Here is a 17,983-nt window from a genome sequence, read left to right as displayed (position 1 = left end):
AGCTGACGACAAGACCGACCCGCAATCGGCTTGTCAAGCACCTACCTGCCACGCGTCGATCTCGGCGCCGACGCGGCATTTGCCGGTCGCGGCAGATAGCGGCGCATGTCCTCGCCGGCGACCTTCCTGAATGCCTGATAGACGGTCTGGATCGAGGTCTTTTCGCGTGACGTCCGACCGATCCGCTTGAACAGGCGCGGCAAAACGTCGTCGCCGTGTTTCGCGCAGATGTCCGCGATTGCCTTGGTCGCAAACGCGTAGTTGGCCGTGTTCAGGTCTTCGCGGTAATTCGATCCGGGCAAATCTTCCACGGTCGGCCAGCGCTCGAGGTCGACGTTCGCCGCCTGCCCGGAATACTTCTGCAACTCCGCATCGAGATCATAATACCGCGCCGCCTCGTCGCGGCCCACGGTGTTCACGAGCGTGCGCCAGGCCACGTAGTTCGCCACGCCGTCGCAGAACCAGCGGCGATCCTTGCTCGTGATATAGTGCGAAACAATTCCGACTTCGGCGACTTCGTGGAAGACGAGGAAGGCCGACATGCGCTGCGCGCCGGAAAGTCCTTTCAGATAATTCGCGATCTCCTGCACCTGCTTCAACCCCGCGCCAATGTCCGCGACCGGCGTGCCACCCGCTTCCCCGATCGGAATCGGGTATTCCATTTCTTCCATCGCCTGCCGGAAGCGCTCCCCCGCGCCCGCGCGCAGCTCGTCGTCCTTACCCTCAAACGTAAAGCCGATCTCGTAGTGGAGCTCGTTCCCGCCGCTGAGCTTGAAATGGGGAATCGTTTCGCCCGCCTGCAGCCGCGCCAGCAACTCGGCGCGACGCCACAACGCGAACTGCCGCGGACGCATCCCGTCCATTTCTCCCATGGCGCCGAAAATGCCCACGAAATTGTCGTAGCTCTCCGTCATTTTCGCGGTCGGCTCCTTCAATCCCAGGGACGCGGAAATCAGTCGCAGAAACTCCGCTTTCCGCTCCGCGAGATCCGCCATCGTCAGCGCCGACGAAGCCGCCGCCGGTTGCTCCGGTGCGAGCTTCGCCACCTGCAACACCAATTCGTCGACATAAGCTTCGTCGCCCGGCGAATACTGCACGCGGATGCCGTCGGTCTCGCGAAACAGCCTCGGCGGAAAACCGTGCGACGGCGTTTCCGCACCCAGCACCGCTCCAGTCATCGCCAGTATCAACAAACCGCACCACGCTCGCAGGGGCATAAAGCGCATGGGTTGCATGTCATGAGTTTCGACTCTGGACGCAAGCAGCGGCGCGCTCCACGCGCCCCTCGGTCCGGCCTTTTCCGTTGACCACGCCGGGAGCGCGGGCGACGTTGCGCGGCTTATGCTGAAAGCTGGCATCGTCGGTCTGCCCAACGTGGGCAAATCCACCCTCTTCAACGCCCTCACCCGCTCACGCAAGGCGGAGGCCGCGAACTATCCGTTTTGCACGATCGACCCCAACGTGGGCGTGGTCACCGTGCCCGACGAGCGCCTCGGCGTGCTCCAGCGGATCGCGAAAACCGGCGTCGTCATTCCCGCCGCGATCGAGTTCGTCGACATCGCCGGGCTCGTCGCCGGCGCCAGCAAGGGCGAAGGTCTCGGCAACCAGTTTCTCGCCAACATCCGCGAGGTCGATGCGATCGTGCAGGTCGTCCGCTGCTTCGAGGATCCCGACGTCGTGCACACGATGGGCGCCGTCGATCCCGTGCGCGACATCGAGGTGATCACCACCGAGCTCGTGCTGGCGGATCTCGACGCTGTCACGAAGCGCATCGAGAAAACGCAGAAAAAGGCGAAGTCCGGCGACAAGGAAGCGCAGACCGAGATCGCGCTCCTGCAGAAGCTCGAGCCGCATCTCAACTCCGGCAAGACCGCCAACACCCTCGCCGCCACGGACGACGAGAAGGCGTTGATGAAGCTCTTCCAGTTGCTCACCGCGAAACCCGTGCTTTTCGCGTGTAACGTCGCCGAGTCCGACCTCGCCACCGCCGAGCAAAATCCGTTCGTGCAGAAGGTCGCCGAATACGTGCGCACGCACCACGACGCGGCTTACGTGCCGATCAGCGCGAAGATCGAAGCGGAGCTGATCGATCTGCCGCCGGAGGAAGCGAAGGTTTTTCTGAAGGACCTCGGCGTCGACGACTCCGGCGTGTCCGCATTGATCCGCGCCTCCTACGCGCTCCTCGGCCTCCAAACGTATTTCACGGCCGGTGAAAAAGAAGTCCGCGCCTGGACGATCAAGAAAGGCTGGAAGGCGCCGCAGGCCGCCGGCGTGATTCACACGGATTTTGAGAAGGGCTTCATCAAGGCCGAAGTCGTCGCCTACGACGACCTCACCCGGCTCGGCTCCGTCGCCGCCGCCCGCGATGCCGGCAAATACCGGCTCGAAGGCAAGGAATACGTTTTCCAGGACGGCGACGTCGCGCTTTTCCGCTTTAACAACTGATCCGCAGGCGGCGGCGTGGCGTGGTAGTTATATAGTTATATAAATAACCACGAAAAACACGAAATACACGAAAAGGAAGAAGGAGCCCACGGAACACACGGAAGACACGGGAAAATGAGTCGTCCCAAAGGAAGCCCTTCCGGAATAGCGCGATCCCGCCTCAAGTCTCCGACCGCTTCCTTCCGTGTATTCCGTGGGCCAAACCTGTTCGGCATCCGCGCCGCCTTGGGCGCTCCGCGATCAGTTTTCGTGTCTTTCGTGTATTTCGTGGTTATATAATCAAACATATAACCACGAAGCCCGCGAAGCCAAAGACGGGAACCACAGATTGCACGGAATGCACAGAGTCAGGATCCGCTCGATTCTTGGAATGAACTAAAGCGGTTCCAGAAGGCCGGGTCTGTTTTCCGTGTCTTCCGTGTATTCCGTGGGCCAACCGATTGATCCCCGCGCTGCCCATGGGCCAGCGCGGCTCGGTTTTCGTGTATTTCGTGTATTTCGTGGTTATATAATTCGATATATAGCCACGACGCCCGCGAAACCCAAGACAGGAACCACAGATTGCACGGAATACACAGAGTCAGAATCCGCTCGATTCTTGGAATGAACTAGAGCGGTTCCAGAAGGCCGGGTCTGTTTTCCGTGCCTTCCGTGGGCCAACCTGTTTGGTTTCCGCGCTGTCCAGGGGCCAGCGCGGATCGGTTTTCGTGTCTTTCGTGTATTTCGTGGTCCCCTCCACCACTTACGCCAGCGGACGCTGGTCCACGAAAGACTCGCGCAGCGCGAGGCTCATTTTGTCCTGCAGCGCCTGAAGCTTCCGATAACGCGCAACGTTCGCCTTGTCCGGCTGGCAACGGGTCGCTTCATCGACGGCGACCACGCCCGTGGTGAAATCCGACAGCTTCGCCTTCTTCTTTCCCTCGCGCAGCGCGACGCACCACGCTGCCTGCAACGCGCCGCCGAGCGCCGCGCCTTCGTCCTCGACCATCGCGACCACCGGCACGCCAAAGATGTCGGCCATCAATTGCCGCCACACCGGCGACTTCGCGCCGCCGCCGGTCACGCGAATTTCCTTCGCCTTCACGCCGAGATCGGCGAGACGGCGCAGGCCGTAGTTCATGCCCATCGTCACACCCTCCATCGCCGCGCGGGCGAGGTGCGCGGCGTTGAACGTGCGCTGATTCAAACCCAGCAGCACGCCCGATCCCTCGGGCACATTCGGCGTCCGCTCGCCCGCGAGATACGGCAGCATCACGAGTCCGCCCGAACCCGCCGGCGCCGAAGCGATCGCCTTGCCCAGCTGCTCGTGATCCATGCCGAAAAGCGTGCGCACCTGCTCGGTGACGGTTGTCACGTTCATCGTGCAGAGCAGCGGCAGCCAGCCGCCGCTCGAGGAACAAAACGCCGCGATCTCACCCTGCGGATCAACGACGGGCTTGTTCGCAAAAGCGTAGATCGTGCCGCTCGTGCCGAAGCTCGCCGTCACGACGCCGGGGCTGACGTTGCCCGTGCCGATCGCGCCCATCATGTTGTCGCCGCCGCCGGCGCTCACCACCACGTCGGTCGAAAGTCCGTATTTCTCCGCCAGTTCCGGCCGCAGCGTGCCGGCGGCCTCGTGCGATTCGGTCAGCGGCGGCAGGTAGTTCGCGAGCTTGCGGTCGATCGCGTTGATCGCGTCCTTCGACCACGTGCGTTTCCGGACATCCATCAGCGCGGTGCCGGACGCGTCGCCGAACTCCATGAAGTAATTTCCGGTGAGATGGAAATTGAGATAATCGTGCGGCAGCAGCACGTGACGCAGCCGCGCGTAATTCTTCGGTTCGTGACGCTTCAACCACAGGATTTTCGGCGCGGTGAATCCCGGAAGAATCAGGTTTCCCGTCTTGCGGATCGCGGCCTTCGGGCCACCGAGTTTTTTCGTGATGATCGCACATTCGGCGGTCGTGCTGGTGTCGCACCACAACTTCGCCGGGCGGATCACTTCGCCTTTTTCGTCGAGTGGCACGAAACCGTGCTGCTGGCCCGAGATGCCGATGCCGCGCACGCGCGACGCGTCGACCTGGCCGACGACTTCGATGATGACCTTGTCGAGCGCCGCGGTCCAATCCTGCGGGTGCTGCTCCATATGCCCGACAGGCAATCCGTCGATCAGCCGGTGCGGCGCACGCGCCTCGGCGATGACTTTGCGCGCCTCGAGATCGAGGACGACGGCTTTCACACTTTGCGTTCCGGAATCGATGCCGATGAAGAGACTCATGGGGTGAAAATCGCCGTCCATGTCGCCGATTCCGCCCGCGGGGCGCGAGTCTTTTCCGTGAATCCGCCGCGCCCGCGCTTCACTCCATCGCCGGCCGCCGCGACAGCCGCTCGAGCAACGTCACCCCCGTAAATCCCGCCAACGCCCCGACCAGAAACGCCCCCGCTTCCGTCCCCACCACCGCCGCCGGCAAACCAAACGCCCCCACGCCCACCACGCCTGCGACAAACGCGATCAGCGCCACGAGGCCGCCCTCCCCGACGCGACGCACCGTGAGCGAACGCCGCGCGCCTTTGACAAATCGTCGCGCGTATCCACCCAAAGCTCCTCCGAACAGCACCGCGATCAGCGGCGTCGTGGGAAACCGTTGCTCAATCACCGTCTGCGCCTGCAGCCCCGCGGCGGTTGCCGTGATCGTCACCGGTCCCAATCCGGACGAACGCACCCGGAAGTCCGTCCGCGCCGCGCCCGCCGGAATCGAAGGCCCGATCGGTTCCGGTCGCGCGCGCGTATCGCTCTCCAACGCCACCGCGAGCGGCGCGTCGACCGGTTTCGGTGCCCCGTAGGGAAAAACGTGTTCCACCGCGACGTCCACGCTCTCCAAGCCAAACCCCAGCATCTCCCGCTGCAGCGGTCGCAGCTCGAGCCGGTCAAGCGCCGCGAGGGCCACATCGACGTCGGAAAGCGTCGAGCGAATCAGCAGCTTCGGCGCAGGCGCGTTGGGCCGGAAGTGCAGCTCGATCGTTTTCTCATGTTCGAGTCCCGGCTGCTCGATGGTAAACGGCGGCACGGCATCGGCCGTCATGGCTTCGAAAGCGAATTTCACGAGGACCGGTCGCTCAAGTTGGATCGATTCCGGAAGGTCCGGCGGCCGTCGCAAACCGAACGTCAACGCCGTCACGTAGCGTCCGAGCACGCCGTTCCATGTCGCCGGGCTCGGGCTCGTCGCGAGTGTCAGACGAAACCAGCCCGATTTCGCCGGCGTGGATTCGTCCGGCGCCGCTACGAGCGGCACAACGATGCCGCCCGGAAGCACGGTTTTGTCGTTCGAGGGCATCGCGATTGTCGCGATGGTTTTCGGTTTCACGATAAACGGATCCAGCTGCGCCACCGTCACGGTCACGCGGCGTCCGTCGGTTTCCGGTTTCAGCTGCGCGGAAACATCGCGCCCGTCGAAATCGCTCAACTTCAGATTCGAGAGCGGCTCCTTCAATCCTTCGATCGGCACGCGCCGCGGCGCCCGCGTGCGCGAATTCTCCGGTTGCGCCGCCGCCAACGAAAGCGTCAGGAGCGCCAGGAACGCCCGGCGCGAAAACCAGCGAGGGGTGAAGAGAGACATGACTCCAGCGGGGTTGTCCGCGCGCGCTGGAAGACGTTCGGCGTCCGGAGCCTGCAGGACGCGCCAGCCGCACGCAAGGCTGCGTCCGGGGCCGAGCGCGCGCCAATCCGTGCCCGACCGCAAAGCTCGCGGCGCGTTTCGCCTCACGGTTTTGCGCCTCTTCGTGTCATCGCGCGGCGGGTTTTGGCCGGTCGACTTGTCGCCGCCGACAAACTGCATAAAGCTCGACGCGTTCCGCTCACCCGCAACGCCCTTCCCCATGATCGCCACCCAAATCCGCCAGAAAGACGCCCTGTTCTACTTCGCTTCCTACGCGCCCGAAACCCTGCTCTCGCACGTCCGCTTCATCAGCCGCTTCTACGACGAGGAAGGCGGCGGGATTCGGCCCGAGGAAGTGCCCGCCGAGGACGATGTCGCGCAGTTCATCTCGCGCGTGGAGCGCAGCGACAAAGCCTTTCAACGCGAGCTCTCGCGCGCGAAAGTTGCTTCGATTCGCAACTTCTACGAAACGGCGATTTCGCAGCCGCCGATCCCCGGCACCGTCCTCTTGTTCACGCCGGAGAAGCTGCATTTCGAAGCGTGGACCGACGGCAGCGGAATCGGAAAACTGCGCGAGCCGGCAGAGAAATTTCTCATCATCGACGGACAGCACCGGCTCGCCGCGCTGCAGTTTTACCTGCGCACGCATCCCGACGAGGCGAAGAACATCCAGGTGCCGTGCGTGATCTTCGACGGACGCAGCGAGGATTTCGCGACGGAGATGTTCGTGATCATCAACTCGACCCCGACGCGCATCAACAAGAGCCACCTCGTCGATCTCTACGAACGCGTGTCGTGGGCCGAGCCCGACCGCCGTTTCGCCGCGCACATCACCGAGATGCTTTATCGCGAAGGCGACAGCCCGCTGCGCTATCGCATCAACCGGCTCGGCGGACGCAGCAAACAGGAAAAATGGATCCTGCAAGCCGAGCTGTTCAACGAGGTCCACCGTTGGGTGAAAAGCGTCTGGAAAAAGATCGAGTCCGAGGGCACCGACAAACGCAACGCGACGCGCTACTATGAGCGCGCCCGCGATTTCCTCAAGGCCGCCTCGCAGGTCTGGGGCGACGCCTGGGGCGATTCCGGCTACCAGCTCACGAAGCCGGTCGTATTGAAGGCGCTGTTACGCGTCTGCGCCGATCTTTCCGCGCAGGACGCCGAACCCGCCGAGGGCCGCGTCGAACGCTGGCGTGAAAAACTCGCACCCTGGAGCGAGCAGACGCGCGAGTTTCGCAACGACGGTTTCTACGAACGCTTCCCCGCCAAGGGCCAGGTCGAGCGCGTCACGCGCATTCACCGCGAGCTCGCTCGGATGGCCGGCATCGCGCTGCGCTCCAAATCGCGCGATTAACGAAGCACCTCCGACTTCAGCTCGAGAGCCAGAAACAAACCGGGCGGCCTTTCAGCCGCCCGGTTGCTTTTCAAGAAACGGAAATCGCGAACGTCACCGCACCGACTTGTCCTCGGGAATCCCGAGTTGCTTGTAGAGATCGCGGCGCGCGCTCTTGTCGCCTTCGAGGATCTTGTGCGCGTAAGCCGCGACGTGCAGCGCATAAGCGCGCGGAACGCAAATCACGCCGTCGCCGTCCGCGACGATCACGTCGCCCGGCTTCACCAGGACGCCGCCGACGACGACCGGCCGGTTGACGGATTCGATTTCGTTGCGACCGGGCCGGATGCCGCGGCCCATCGCGCGCGTGTAGAGCGGCATTTTCTGCGTCATGATCTCGTCCGTGTCGCGCGCGGTGGCATTCGTCACCACGCCGACGCAGCCTTTGGCTTTCCAAATCATGATGTTCGCCGAGCCGATCGAGCCGACGTCGGCATTGGGCGCGTCCTCGAGCACGAGCGCCGAGCCTTCGCGCAGCAGCGGAATGAACGGCTCGCTCGATTTCTCGTTATACCATTTGCCTGCCCAGGCGTCGTAATCCGTTTCCTTCATGACGCCGGGCGCGGGCTCCTGCGTCGGCACGTAACGCGCGGTCACGGCGATGCCGATGAAGCGGTGCGCGTAATCTTTCGCATCGCGCCAGACCGGACGGATCTCGTGATCCATCATGCCGCGGCCAAACAGGCCGACCGCGTCGAGTCCGTCGGTCACGTCCGACACGCGCAGGCCGTCGAAGGCGGCGAGGATCTTTTTGTCGTCCTCCGGCGAATACGTTTGGGTCGCGATGAAGTTCTCGCCGTCGCGCAAGGCGGCGACGTCGGGTTGGGCAGCGCGGAGGGCGGAAACGGCCGACCACGCCAGGAGCGCGGCCGAGCCTCGGAGCAACAGGGAGTGCATCGGTTTCTCAGGGTTTCAACGTTGGGGAACAGCGCGGTGCGCCGCACCGAATTGGTGCAGCGCACGCACGACTGCGTTCCCTGCCCGACGCAAATTCGCGGCGGAAGTTGCGCGACGGGTAAGCGGTCGCGATGTGCAGATTCGCCGTTGCCGCGATCCGCTCCCGCGGCGCAAGCTGCCGGGTTTGCATGCACTGGATCTTAGCGAGCCTCGTTTCGGCGTTCTTCCTCGGCTGGTATGAGCTGAGCATCAAGCACGCCGTGCGCGACAACGCCGTCCTGCCGGTGCTCTTCTTCGCCAATCTCTGCAGCGCGACGGTGTGGGGCGGGTTGATGTCCGCGGGCGCGTTCCTCCCCGGCATGCCCGCAGAGCTCACAGTGCCGTCGCTCACGCTAGTGCAGCATCTGCAACTGCTCCTGAAATCCACCATCGTGGCGGCATCGTGGACCTGCAGTTATTTCGCGGTGAAACACCTGCCGGTCACCCTCGCCTCGCCCGTTCGCGCCACCGGTCCGGTGTGGACGCTGCTCGGTGCGCTGCTGGTCCTCGGCGAACGTCCGAGCCTCATCGAGGCGCTCGGCGTCGTGATCACGCTCGGATCGTTCTTCGGTTTGTCCGCGGCCGGCGCGCGCGAAGGCATCCACTTCGGCCGCAATCGCTGGATCTGGCTGCTGATCGGCGGCACGCTGCTCAACGCGGTCAGCGCGCTCTACGACAAGTTTCTCCTCGGCCAGCAAGGCTTCGCGGCGTCGACCGTGCAGGCGTGGTTTTCGATCTATCTCGCGCTGCTGTTTCTTCCGCTCGCCGTCGGCTGGAAACTGCGCTGGTGGCCGCGGCACGAGTTTCACTGGCGCGGCAGCATCGTGCTGATGTCGGTTTTCCTGCTGATCGCCGACTTCGTGTATTTCAGCGCGCTGCGCGATCCCGACGCGCTCATCTCGCTCGTCTCGAGTTTCCGTCGCGGCAGCATGCTGGTCGCGTTCGCCGGCGGCGTGCTGCTGCTCGGCGAAAAGAACTGGCGCTCGAAACTGCCCGCCGCGATCGGCGTGCTGATCGGAATCGTGCTCACGATTCTCGGCTGAGCTGCGACGGGGTCGCGACGCACTCAATTATTAGAGGAGGCCGCCGCACGGGCGGGCGTCGTTTTGCTGTATTCCGCCACGCAGTAGGTGCAGAGTTCCGGCGCTTCCCCTCATGAACCTGTTCAAATCGCTTGGTCTCACCCTCGTTCTTTGCGCCGCGCCGCTCTTGAGCTCGGCTGCGTCCACCTGGCCGATGTCGACCGTCAATCCGGCGACCGCCGGCTTCTCGCCCGAACGGCTCGACAAACTTCACGCCGCGCTGCGGACGTTCGTCGACAACGGCAGCTACTCCGGCTACATCGAGTTGCTCGCGCGCGACGGCAAGATCGTCGACTGGCGCGCACACGGCTGGCAGGACATCGCCGCGCAAAAGCCGATGCAGAAAGACTCGATCGTGCGCATCTACTCGATGTCGAAGATCATCACGTCGACGGCGATTCTGATGCTGCTCGAGGAAGGAAAATTGCGGCTCGGCGATCCCGTGGAGAAATTCCTGCCGGCGTTGAAAGATCGCCAGGTTCTCGTCGGCGGCACGGCCGACGCCCCCGTGCTGGCGCCCGCCGAACGCGCGATCACCGTGCGCGACCTGCTCACGCATACCGCGGGCTACTATTACGGCGAATCCTGGTCGGCGGAGCCCGTGCCGATGGAGTTGATGAACCGCGCAAAGATCTGGGACGCCGCCAATCTCGACGAATTCGTCGCGCGCGTCGCCACGCTGCCGCTGAGCGAACAACCCGGCACGCGTTACCGTTACGGCATCAACACCGACCTGCTCGGCGCCATCGTCGAAAAAGTCTCCGGACAGCGCCTCAATGTCTTTTTCGAAGAGCGCATCTTCAAGCCCCTCGCGATGCGCGACACCGGTTTCTGGGTGCCCGCGGAAAAACGCGCTCGGCTCGCCATCGTGTATTCGCGCGGACCCGACGGCAAACTCGTCCCCAACGATTGGGCCAATCGCGAACGCGCCACGCCCGAGGGCGGAATTTTGAGCGGCGGCGGCGGATTGTTTTCCACCGCCGGGGACTATGCGCGTTTCGCGCAGATGCTCCTCAACGGCGGCCAGCTCGATGGCGTGCGCCTGCTCAGCCGCAAGACCGTCGAATTGATGACGCAGAACCATATCGCGCACCTGAAGGTGCCGCATCCGTTCAATATTCCGTCGCAGGGCTTCGGCCTGGGCGTCCGCGTTGTCACCGACCTCGGCGCGAGCACCACGATCGGCACACCGGGCACGTTCGGCTGGGATGGCGCCGCGACGACTGTCGTGCAGATGGATCCGAAGGAACGCACCGTCGCGATCCTGTTGACCCAGCACATGCCGTTCAACCAGGACGACATCCTCGCGACGTTCACGAACTGCTACTACGCCGCGATCGCCAACTGAGTCTCCGCGCCGCCGATCGCCGCGTTCGCATTGTCCGGGCAAAGTCCTTCCTTTGCCTTTGACCGCTTTCGCGGCGATCCCTTACGTCAAACCTTTCATTTCTTACCATGCCCGCGTCCCCGACCATCATCTACACCAAGACCGACGAAGCTCCCGCCCTGGCGACCTACTCCCTGCTTCCGATCGTGCAGGCGTTCACCAAACACGCGGGCATCCAGGTGGAGACGCGCGACATCTCCCTCGCCGGCCGCATCCTCGCCGTGTTTCCCGAGTCGCTCACCGAAGCCCAGCGCATCGGGGACCACCTCGCCGAACTCGGCGCGCTCACGCTCAAACCCGAAGCCAACATCATCAAACTGCCCAACATCTCGGCCTCGATTCCGCAGCTGAAGGAAGCGATCGCCGAACTCCAGGCCCACGGTTACAAGGTCCCCGACTATCCCGAATCGCCAAAGACCGACGCCGAGAAGGACATCAAGACGCGCTACGACAAGGTGAAGGGTTCCGCCGTGAATCCCGTGCTCCGCGAGGGCAACTCCGACCGCCGCGCGCCTAAGGCCGTGAAGGACTACGCCCGCAAGCACCCGCACTCGATGGGCAAGTGGTCGCCCGACTCGAAGACGCGCGTCGCCACCATGGGCCGCGACGATTTCTACTCGAACGAAAAATCCGTCACGATCCCCGCCGCCACGACCGTTAAGATCGAATTCGTCGGCGCCGACGGCGCGACGAAGACGCTGCTGCCGAAGCTCGCGTTGAAGGAAGGCGAAATCCTCGACGGCACGTTCCTGAGCCGCAAGGCCCTCGACAGTTTCCTCGAGGCGCAGGTCGCTCTCGCGAAACAGGACAACGTTCTCTTTTCCGTACACCTGAAGGCCACGATGATGAAGGTCTCCGACCCGATCATCTTCGGCCACGCCGTTCGCGCGTATTTCAAGAGTCTCCTCGCCAAACACGCCGCGACCTTCGCCGAAATCGGCGTCGATCTGAACAACGGCTTCGGCGATCTCGTCGCGAAACTGGAAAAACTTCCCGCCGACAAGAAGGCCGCGATCGAGGCCGACATCCAGGCCACCTACGCCGGCGGCCCCGCGGTCGCGATGGTCAACTCCAACCGCGGCATCACGAATCTCCATGTGCCCAGCGACGTGATCGTCGACGCCTCCATGCCCGCGATGATTCGCGCCGGCGGCAAGATGTATGACGCCCAGGGCAAGCTGCAGGACACGCTCGCGGTGATCCCCGACAGCTCCTACGCCGGCGTCTATCAGGCGACGGTCGAGTTCTGCAAGAAACACGGCGCGTTCGATCCGAAGACGATGGGTTCCGTGCCCAACGTCGGCCTCATGGCGCAAGCCGCCGAGGAATACGGTTCTCACAACAAGACCTTCCAGATTCCTGCCGCCGGTCGCGTGCGCGTCGTCGACGACGCCGGCCGTGTCTATCTCGAACACGCCGTCGCCGAGGGCGACATCTGGCGCGCCTGCCAGACGAAGGACGCCGCCATCCGCGACTGGGTGAAACTCGCCGTCAACCGCGCCCGCCTCTCGCAGACGCCCGCCGTGTTCTGGCTCGACGAGAAACGCGGCCACGACGCGCAGCTCATCGTGAAAGTGAAGGCGTATTTGGCGGAGCATGACACCAACGGCCTCGACCTCCGCATCCTCGCGCCGGCCGCCGCGTGCACCTTCACGCTCGAGCGCCTGAAGGCCGGCCAGGACACGATCAGCGTCACCGGCAACGTCCTCCGCGATTATCTCACCGACCTCTTCCCGATCCTCGAGGTCGGCACCAGCGCGAAGATGCTTTCGATCGTCCCGCTGATGAACGGCGGCGGCCTCTTCGAAACCGGCGCCGGCGGCTCCGCGCCGAAACACGTCGAACAGTTCGTCCAGGAAAACTATCTCCGCTGGGACAGCCTCGGCGAATTCTTCGCGCTCGCGGCGAGTTTTGAACATCTCTCGATCGTCGCGAAACACGCGAAGGCCAAAGTTCTCGCCGACACCCTCGACACCGCGAACGGCAAGTTCCTCGAGAACGACAAGTCCCCCGGTCGCAAACTCGGCACGATCGACAATCGCGGCTCGCATTTTTACCTCGCGCTCTACTGGGCGCAGGCGCTCGCCGCGCAGCAACAGGACGCCGATCTCGCCAAGGCCTTTGCGCCGATCGCCGAGAAGCTCGCGGCCAACGAAAAGCAGATCGTCGAGGAGTTGATCGCCGTCCAAGGCAAACCCGTCGACATCGGCGGCTACTACCAGCCGGACGAAGCCAAGGCCTCCGCCGCGCTTCGCCCGAGCGCGACGCTCAACCAAATCCTCGCCCAGCTCTAGCAGGTGGAGCCCGACGTCCCCGTCGGGCGGTTCGCGATTGGCGTTGGCAGGCCGCAGGCAAATCAGCCGGCGGCCGACTCGGCGGCGTTCAAAAGCAGCACCTTGAAGATTAAAGCTCGCGCGTGACCGTCCGCGGTTTCGAATGAGACCATGGACGGTCTCGTCGAATTCCTTCAGCTCAACCTGCAGCGCGCCGGACTGGCCCCGCACGACGCCAATCTCGGGGCGCGAGTGATCGCCTTCATTGCGCTTATCGGCCTCGCCTGGCTCGTCGATCTGATCGCCAAGCGCGTGATCCTGCGCGCCGTGTCGGGATTGATCCGACGCAGTTCTGCGACGTGGGACGATGCCATGCTCGCGGCGGGCGTGTTCACGCGGCTTTCGCACCTCGCGCCCGCCTTGGTGTTTCACGTTTTCGGCGGCGACATCCTCGGCGAGACGCCGGCCATGCACGCGCTGCTCGATACGTTCGTCACCATTTATCTCGTCGTCATCGGTCTCTCGGTCGGCAGCGCCATTCTCAACGGCGCCCAGGCGATTGCCGCTAAGACGCCGTTCGGCAGCCGGGTCCCGCTCAAGGGTTTCGTGCAGGCGCTGAAGCTCGTCGGCTGCCTTGTCGGCAGCATCTACATCCTCGCCCTGCTGCTCGACAAATCCCCGATCTACATCTTCTCGGGCATGGGCGCGCTCACCGCGGTGCTGCTCCTGATCTTCAAGGACGCGCTGCTCGGCTTCGTCGCCGGCATCCAGATTTCCGTCAACCAGCTCGTCCAGGTCGGCGACTGGATCGAGATGCCAAAGGCCGGTGCCGACGGCTTCGTCATCGATGTCTCGCTCACGACGGTGAAGGTGCAGAACTGGGACAAGACGATCACGACGATTCCGACCTACTCGCTGATTTCCGAGTCGTTCAAGAACTGGCGCGGCATGTTCGAATCCGGCGGACGCCGCATCAAACGCGCGATCAATCTCGACATGCAATCGATCCGGTTCGCCGACGAGGAGATGCTGTCGCATTGGCGCAAGTTCCGCCTCCTGCGCGGCTACCTCGCGGAAAAGATCGCGGAGATCGAGGCCGAGAATCGCAGCCTCGGCGAGGACCTCGGCGTGCTCGGCAACGGCCGCCGCCTGACGAATCTCGGCACGTTCCGCGCCTACTGCCTCGCCTACCTCCGCGCGCATCCGGGGGTGAATCAGGACATGCTCCTGCTCGTCCGCCAGCTCGCGCCCGGCGAACACGGCCTGCCGCTGGAACTGTATTTGTTTACCAAGGACGTCCGCTGGGTCGTGCACGAGTCCGTGCAGGCCGATATCTTCGATCACCTCCTGGCCGTGCTACCGCAGTTCGGCCTCCGCGTCTTCCAACAGCCGGTCGGCCACGATCTGCAAACACTCGCGAGCCGCTTCATTCCAGCGCCCGCCCTGCCCGAACCGATGCCGCCGCCCGCCGTCCCGACCGTCCCGGGGCCGGTCGCGCGCAACTAATCCGCCCCCCGTCGTCGGCTCACAATTTCGGCACGCGCATCGTGCTGATCATCGCGCTGCCGCTCAGCACGTAGATCAGCGAGAGCGGATGCAGCGTCAGCCCGGCGAGGTCCCACGCGCCGAGCCAGAGATCGAGTCCCGTGCGGCCGGCGAAATGAAGGATCGCGAGCAGGACCACGATCAAGACGCTGGAAGGAATCGGCGTGCCTTCGAAATACTTCACCTTGCCGCTTTCGTCGGAAAGCGCATCCGCCGTGGCATTGAAACGCGCCAGACGGCTGATTCCGCAGGCCACGAAATAAAGCAGGATCGCCACGTCGAGCGCCCCGCGCAGTCCAACCGCGAATCCCAGCGCCGCGGGCGCCAGTCCGAAGGAGATCACGTCCGCGAGCGAATCCAGATCCGCGCCCAGTAACGACGATCGCCGCCGCCAACGCGCCACGCGACCGTCGGCGAAATCGAACACCAGCGCGATCGGCAGCAGCGCCATGGCGAGTTCCAGCCAGCCATCCTCACCCGTGACCAGATACTGCATCGCCGCCAGCACCGAACCGCTGCCGCAAAAGCCGTTGCCCAGCGTCAGCACGTCGGCCAGCACGAAGGAGCGGATCATCGAAAACCGGTGCGGACGCGCCGGGGCAGGGTCGATCGGGTGCACGGACATGACGCCAAATTTTGTCAGGCGTGCCGCCGGCCCGTTCCGCGTTTTCCGCTACGCGGCGCGGTGAACCGCGCGCGGAATCGCCCGCCAGCCGTGGATCAGCAGCGCCGCGAACGCCAGCGCGAGCGCCACCACCTGCGTCACCGCGAGGGCGCGCACGCTGCTCCAGACCAGCGGCGCGAGGATTGCGTTCAGCGCTGCACCGGACGTCTGGACAAAGGCCTGACACGACGCCGCCAGCCCGCGTTGCACCGGAAACAGGTCGAGCGCGAGCAGCGTGAGCGTCGGAAACGACAGCGACATCCCGAGGACATACAACGTCAGCGGCGCCACGCTCCACGGCAGCCCCGGCGCGTGCAGGAAATGAAAAGCGAAGTTCCACACCGTCGCCACGCCCATCAAGCCGAAGGCCACGCTCAACGTCCGTCGCGGCGACCATTTTCCCGCCAATCGGCCCGACAGCCACGATCCGATCGCCATCCCGATCGTCGCCGGTCCGAAGAGCCAGAGAAACCCCGTCGCCGACACATGCAAATGCTGCCCGAGAAACACGGGGGCGGACGCCACGTAGATAAAGAAGCCGGTGAAGTTAAGCGTCACGGTCAGACAAAGCGCGACGAAGCGGCGCGAGGTCAGCACGTGAAAATACGATTTCAGCAGAAAGAGCGGATTCAGCGGCTGCCGCCGCTCCGGCGGCAACGTTTCCTCGAGCATGAACCGGCACAGCAACCAGCAGGTGCCCGCGAAGAGCACGAGAAACACGAACACCGCGCGCCACCCGAACAGCACCTCCAGCCAGCCGCCCAACACCGGCGCGATCGCGGGCGCCAGCGCAAACGTCAGCGTGATCTGCGACATTACCCGCTGCGCCTCCGCACCATGAAACCGGTCGCGCACGATCGCGCGTCCCACCACGACGCCCGCGCCCGCCGTCATGCCCTGCAGCGCGCGAAACAGCAGCAGCAAATCGATCGTCGGCGCCAGCGCACACGCGACCGACGCGAGGGCGAACAGCGCCGTGCCCCACAGGATCACGCGACGGCGCCCGAGCGCATCCGAGATCGCGCCATGCCACAGCGTCATCACTGCGAACGGCAGCATGTAGGCCGTGAGCGTCTGCTGCACCGCGAGCGGATCCGCGTGCAATTTCTCCCCGATCTCGCCCATCGACGGCAAATACGCGTCGATGGAAAACGGCCCCACGGCCGACAAGGCCGCAAGGAGCGCGGCGAGTCCCCGATGGTTCTGGGCAGGTGGCGGCCGTGGCGTCATGTAACGAAAAGGGGTGAATCGTGCAGAACTGTCGGACGCGCCGCAAATCCCACCGTGTTCGCATTGTCCGAGTTTTCGAATGGTGGAATCCGCCAATTCTCATCGCCTCGAAGCTCCCGGCCTTTTTCGCTGCGACCATGGTGAACGTCACGAAACCCCTTCTGTTGCTGGCCTTTTGCAGCGCCGCCGTGCTGCCGGGTTTTTCCACCCCTGGCGCGCTCCAAACCGGCGCCGCGGACCGCGCATTTACGCTCGCGACGCTCCAGCGCGTTGCGGGCCCCGTGCTCGCCGCGGCCGCCGAGGGACGGCTCAAGACGAGCCTCCCCGTTCACCCTTGGGAAAAGGATCGGGCGGCGTTCACGCATCTGGAGGCGTTTGCCCGCACGCTGACGGGCGTCGCGCCTTGGCTCGAACTCGGCCCCGACGACTCGGCCGAGGGCCGGCAGCGAGCGGTGTGGATCGAGCGCGCCGTCCATGGCGTGGCCAGCATCACCGATCCGCAGTCGCCGGATTTTCTGAATTTTTCGCAGCAGGGCGGGCAGCCGCTGGTGGACACCGCGTTTCTCGCGCACGCCCTGCTCCGCGCCCCGACGCAAATCTGGGGCCGGCTGACGCCGCCGCAGCGCGCCCGCGTGCTCGACGCCTTGCGCGCGTCACGCGCGATCAAGCCGGGACAAAGCAACTGGCTCCTGTTTTCCGCGATGGTCGAAGCCGCCCTCTGGGAATTCAGCGGCGAGTGCGACTTCGCGCCGATCGAAACCGCCGTCGCCAAACACCTCGAGTGGTATGTCGGCGACGGCACCTACGGCGACGGCCCCGTGTATCATTGGGACTACTACAACAGTTACGTGATCCAGCCGATGCTCGTCGACGTGCTCCGCGTCTGCGGGCGGCGCGGCCATCCGCTCGGCGCGCACCTGCCGGCGGTGCTGGCCCGCGCCCGCCGCTACGCCGTGGTGCAGGAACGCCTGATCTCGCCCGAAGGCACGTTTCCCGTGATCGGTCGCTCGAGCGCGTATCGCTTCGGTGCGCTGCAGCACCTCGCGCAGGTCGCGCTGCAGCACGAATTGCCCGCGGAATTGAAACCGGCCGCCGTGCGTGGCGCGCTCACGGCCGTGATTCGCCGGATGATCGAGGCGCCGGGCACGTTCGATGCCGGCGGCTGGCTGCAAGTTGGCGCGGTAGGACATCAGCCCTCGATTCGCGAAGGCTACATCGCGACAGGCAGTCTCTATCTTTGCACCGCGGGTCTGGTTCATCTCGGGCTGCCGCCGGACGATCCTTTCTGGACGGAACCCGCCGAGGCGTGGACGCAGCAAAAAATCTGGAACGGCACGGACATCGCCGCCGACCACGCCTATTCCGAAAAGAAGAAATAGCGCCCCATCCCGCCGGC

13 protein-coding genes are annotated in these 17,983 nt (G+C 64.4%); 7 read left to right on the top strand and 6 right to left on the bottom strand.

Going from position 1 to position 17,983, the window contains the following annotated elements; translation table 11 throughout:
- Positions 1–41: 41 nt before the first annotated feature.
- Entirely contained in the window at positions 42–1,226 is a 1,185-nt protein-coding gene (locus AC6RV7_RS13925; RefSeq protein WP_500094613.1) for a hypothetical protein, read from the bottom strand.
- A 115-nt stretch (positions 1,227–1,341) separates the two neighbouring features.
- On the opposite strand from AC6RV7_RS13925, the gene ychF reads away from it, so the two are divergent.
- Positions 1,342–2,445: a redox-regulated ATPase YchF gene (gene ychF, locus AC6RV7_RS13920; RefSeq protein ID WP_500094612.1), complete on the top strand. Its 1,104-nt coding sequence runs from the start codon at positions 1,342–1,344 to the stop codon at positions 2,443–2,445.
- A gap of 742 nt (positions 2,446–3,187) precedes the next feature.
- Here ychF and xylB read toward each other — a convergent pair.
- A complete protein-coding gene (gene xylB, locus AC6RV7_RS13915) occupies positions 3,188–4,702 on the bottom strand; it encodes a xylulokinase (protein WP_500094611.1) in 1,515 nt (504 codons plus the stop codon).
- 79 nt (positions 4,703–4,781) lie between these two features.
- On the bottom strand, positions 4,782–6,041 hold the full coding sequence (locus AC6RV7_RS13910; protein ID WP_500094610.1) for a hypothetical protein: 1,260 nt from the start codon (positions 6,039–6,041) through the stop codon (positions 4,782–4,784).
- Positions 6,042–6,300: 259 nt separating this feature from the next.
- Between AC6RV7_RS13910 and AC6RV7_RS13905 the strand changes: the two genes are divergently transcribed.
- Entirely contained in the window at positions 6,301–7,431 is a 1,131-nt protein-coding gene (locus AC6RV7_RS13905) for a DGQHR domain-containing protein (RefSeq protein WP_500094609.1), read from the top strand.
- A gap of 93 nt (positions 7,432–7,524) precedes the next feature.
- On the opposite strand, the gene AC6RV7_RS13900 is transcribed toward AC6RV7_RS13905, so the two are convergent.
- Positions 7,525–8,367: an RraA family protein gene (locus AC6RV7_RS13900; RefSeq protein WP_500094608.1), complete on the bottom strand. Its 843-nt coding sequence runs from the start codon at positions 8,365–8,367 to the stop codon at positions 7,525–7,527.
- Positions 8,368–8,555: 188 nt separating this feature from the next.
- Between AC6RV7_RS13900 and AC6RV7_RS13895 the strand changes: the two genes are divergently transcribed.
- From AC6RV7_RS13895 to AC6RV7_RS13880, 4 genes are all read left to right on the top strand, one after another.
- A complete protein-coding gene (locus AC6RV7_RS13895) occupies positions 8,556–9,449 on the top strand; it encodes an EamA family transporter (RefSeq protein WP_500094607.1) in 894 nt (297 codons plus the stop codon).
- 112 nt (positions 9,450–9,561) lie between these two features.
- Positions 9,562–10,836 carry a serine hydrolase domain-containing protein gene (locus tag AC6RV7_RS13890; protein WP_500094606.1) on the top strand — a complete coding sequence of 425 codons (1,275 nt, stop codon included), beginning with the start codon at positions 9,562–9,564 and terminating at the stop codon, positions 10,834–10,836.
- Positions 10,837–10,943: 107 nt separating this feature from the next.
- The gene (locus AC6RV7_RS13885) at positions 10,944–13,169 is read left to right on the top strand and encodes an NADP-dependent isocitrate dehydrogenase (protein ID WP_500094605.1); all 2,226 of its coding nucleotides are present in this window, start codon (positions 10,944–10,946) and stop codon (positions 13,167–13,169) included.
- A 150-nt stretch (positions 13,170–13,319) separates the two neighbouring features.
- Positions 13,320–14,654, top strand: a complete 1,335-nt coding sequence (locus tag AC6RV7_RS13880; RefSeq protein WP_500094604.1) for a mechanosensitive ion channel family protein — start codon at positions 13,320–13,322, stop codon at positions 14,652–14,654.
- Positions 14,655–14,673: 19 nt separating this feature from the next.
- Here AC6RV7_RS13880 and AC6RV7_RS13875 read toward each other — a convergent pair whose 3' ends face one another.
- Together AC6RV7_RS13875 and AC6RV7_RS13870 are read right to left on the bottom strand one after the other, a co-directional pair.
- Positions 14,674–15,318 carry a CDP-alcohol phosphatidyltransferase family protein gene (locus AC6RV7_RS13875; protein WP_500094603.1) on the bottom strand — a complete coding sequence of 215 codons (645 nt, stop codon included), beginning with the start codon at positions 15,316–15,318 and terminating at the stop codon, positions 14,674–14,676.
- Between the two features lie 48 nt (positions 15,319–15,366).
- On the bottom strand, positions 15,367–16,587 hold the full coding sequence (locus AC6RV7_RS13870; RefSeq protein ID WP_500094602.1) for a multidrug effflux MFS transporter: 1,221 nt from the start codon (positions 16,585–16,587) through the stop codon (positions 15,367–15,369).
- Positions 16,588–16,724: 137 nt separating this feature from the next.
- Between AC6RV7_RS13870 and AC6RV7_RS13865 the strand changes: the two genes are divergently transcribed.
- Positions 16,725–17,966 carry a DUF2264 domain-containing protein gene (locus AC6RV7_RS13865; RefSeq protein ID WP_500094601.1) on the top strand — a complete coding sequence of 414 codons (1,242 nt, stop codon included), beginning with the start codon at positions 16,725–16,727 and terminating at the stop codon, positions 17,964–17,966.
- The last annotated feature ends 17 nt before the right edge of the window (positions 17,967–17,983 follow it).

Source organism: Opitutus sp. sgz309028, assembly GCF_059821195.1.
Note: the sequence above shows the minus strand (reverse complement) of the source record. Positions and strands in the feature narration are given on the sequence as shown.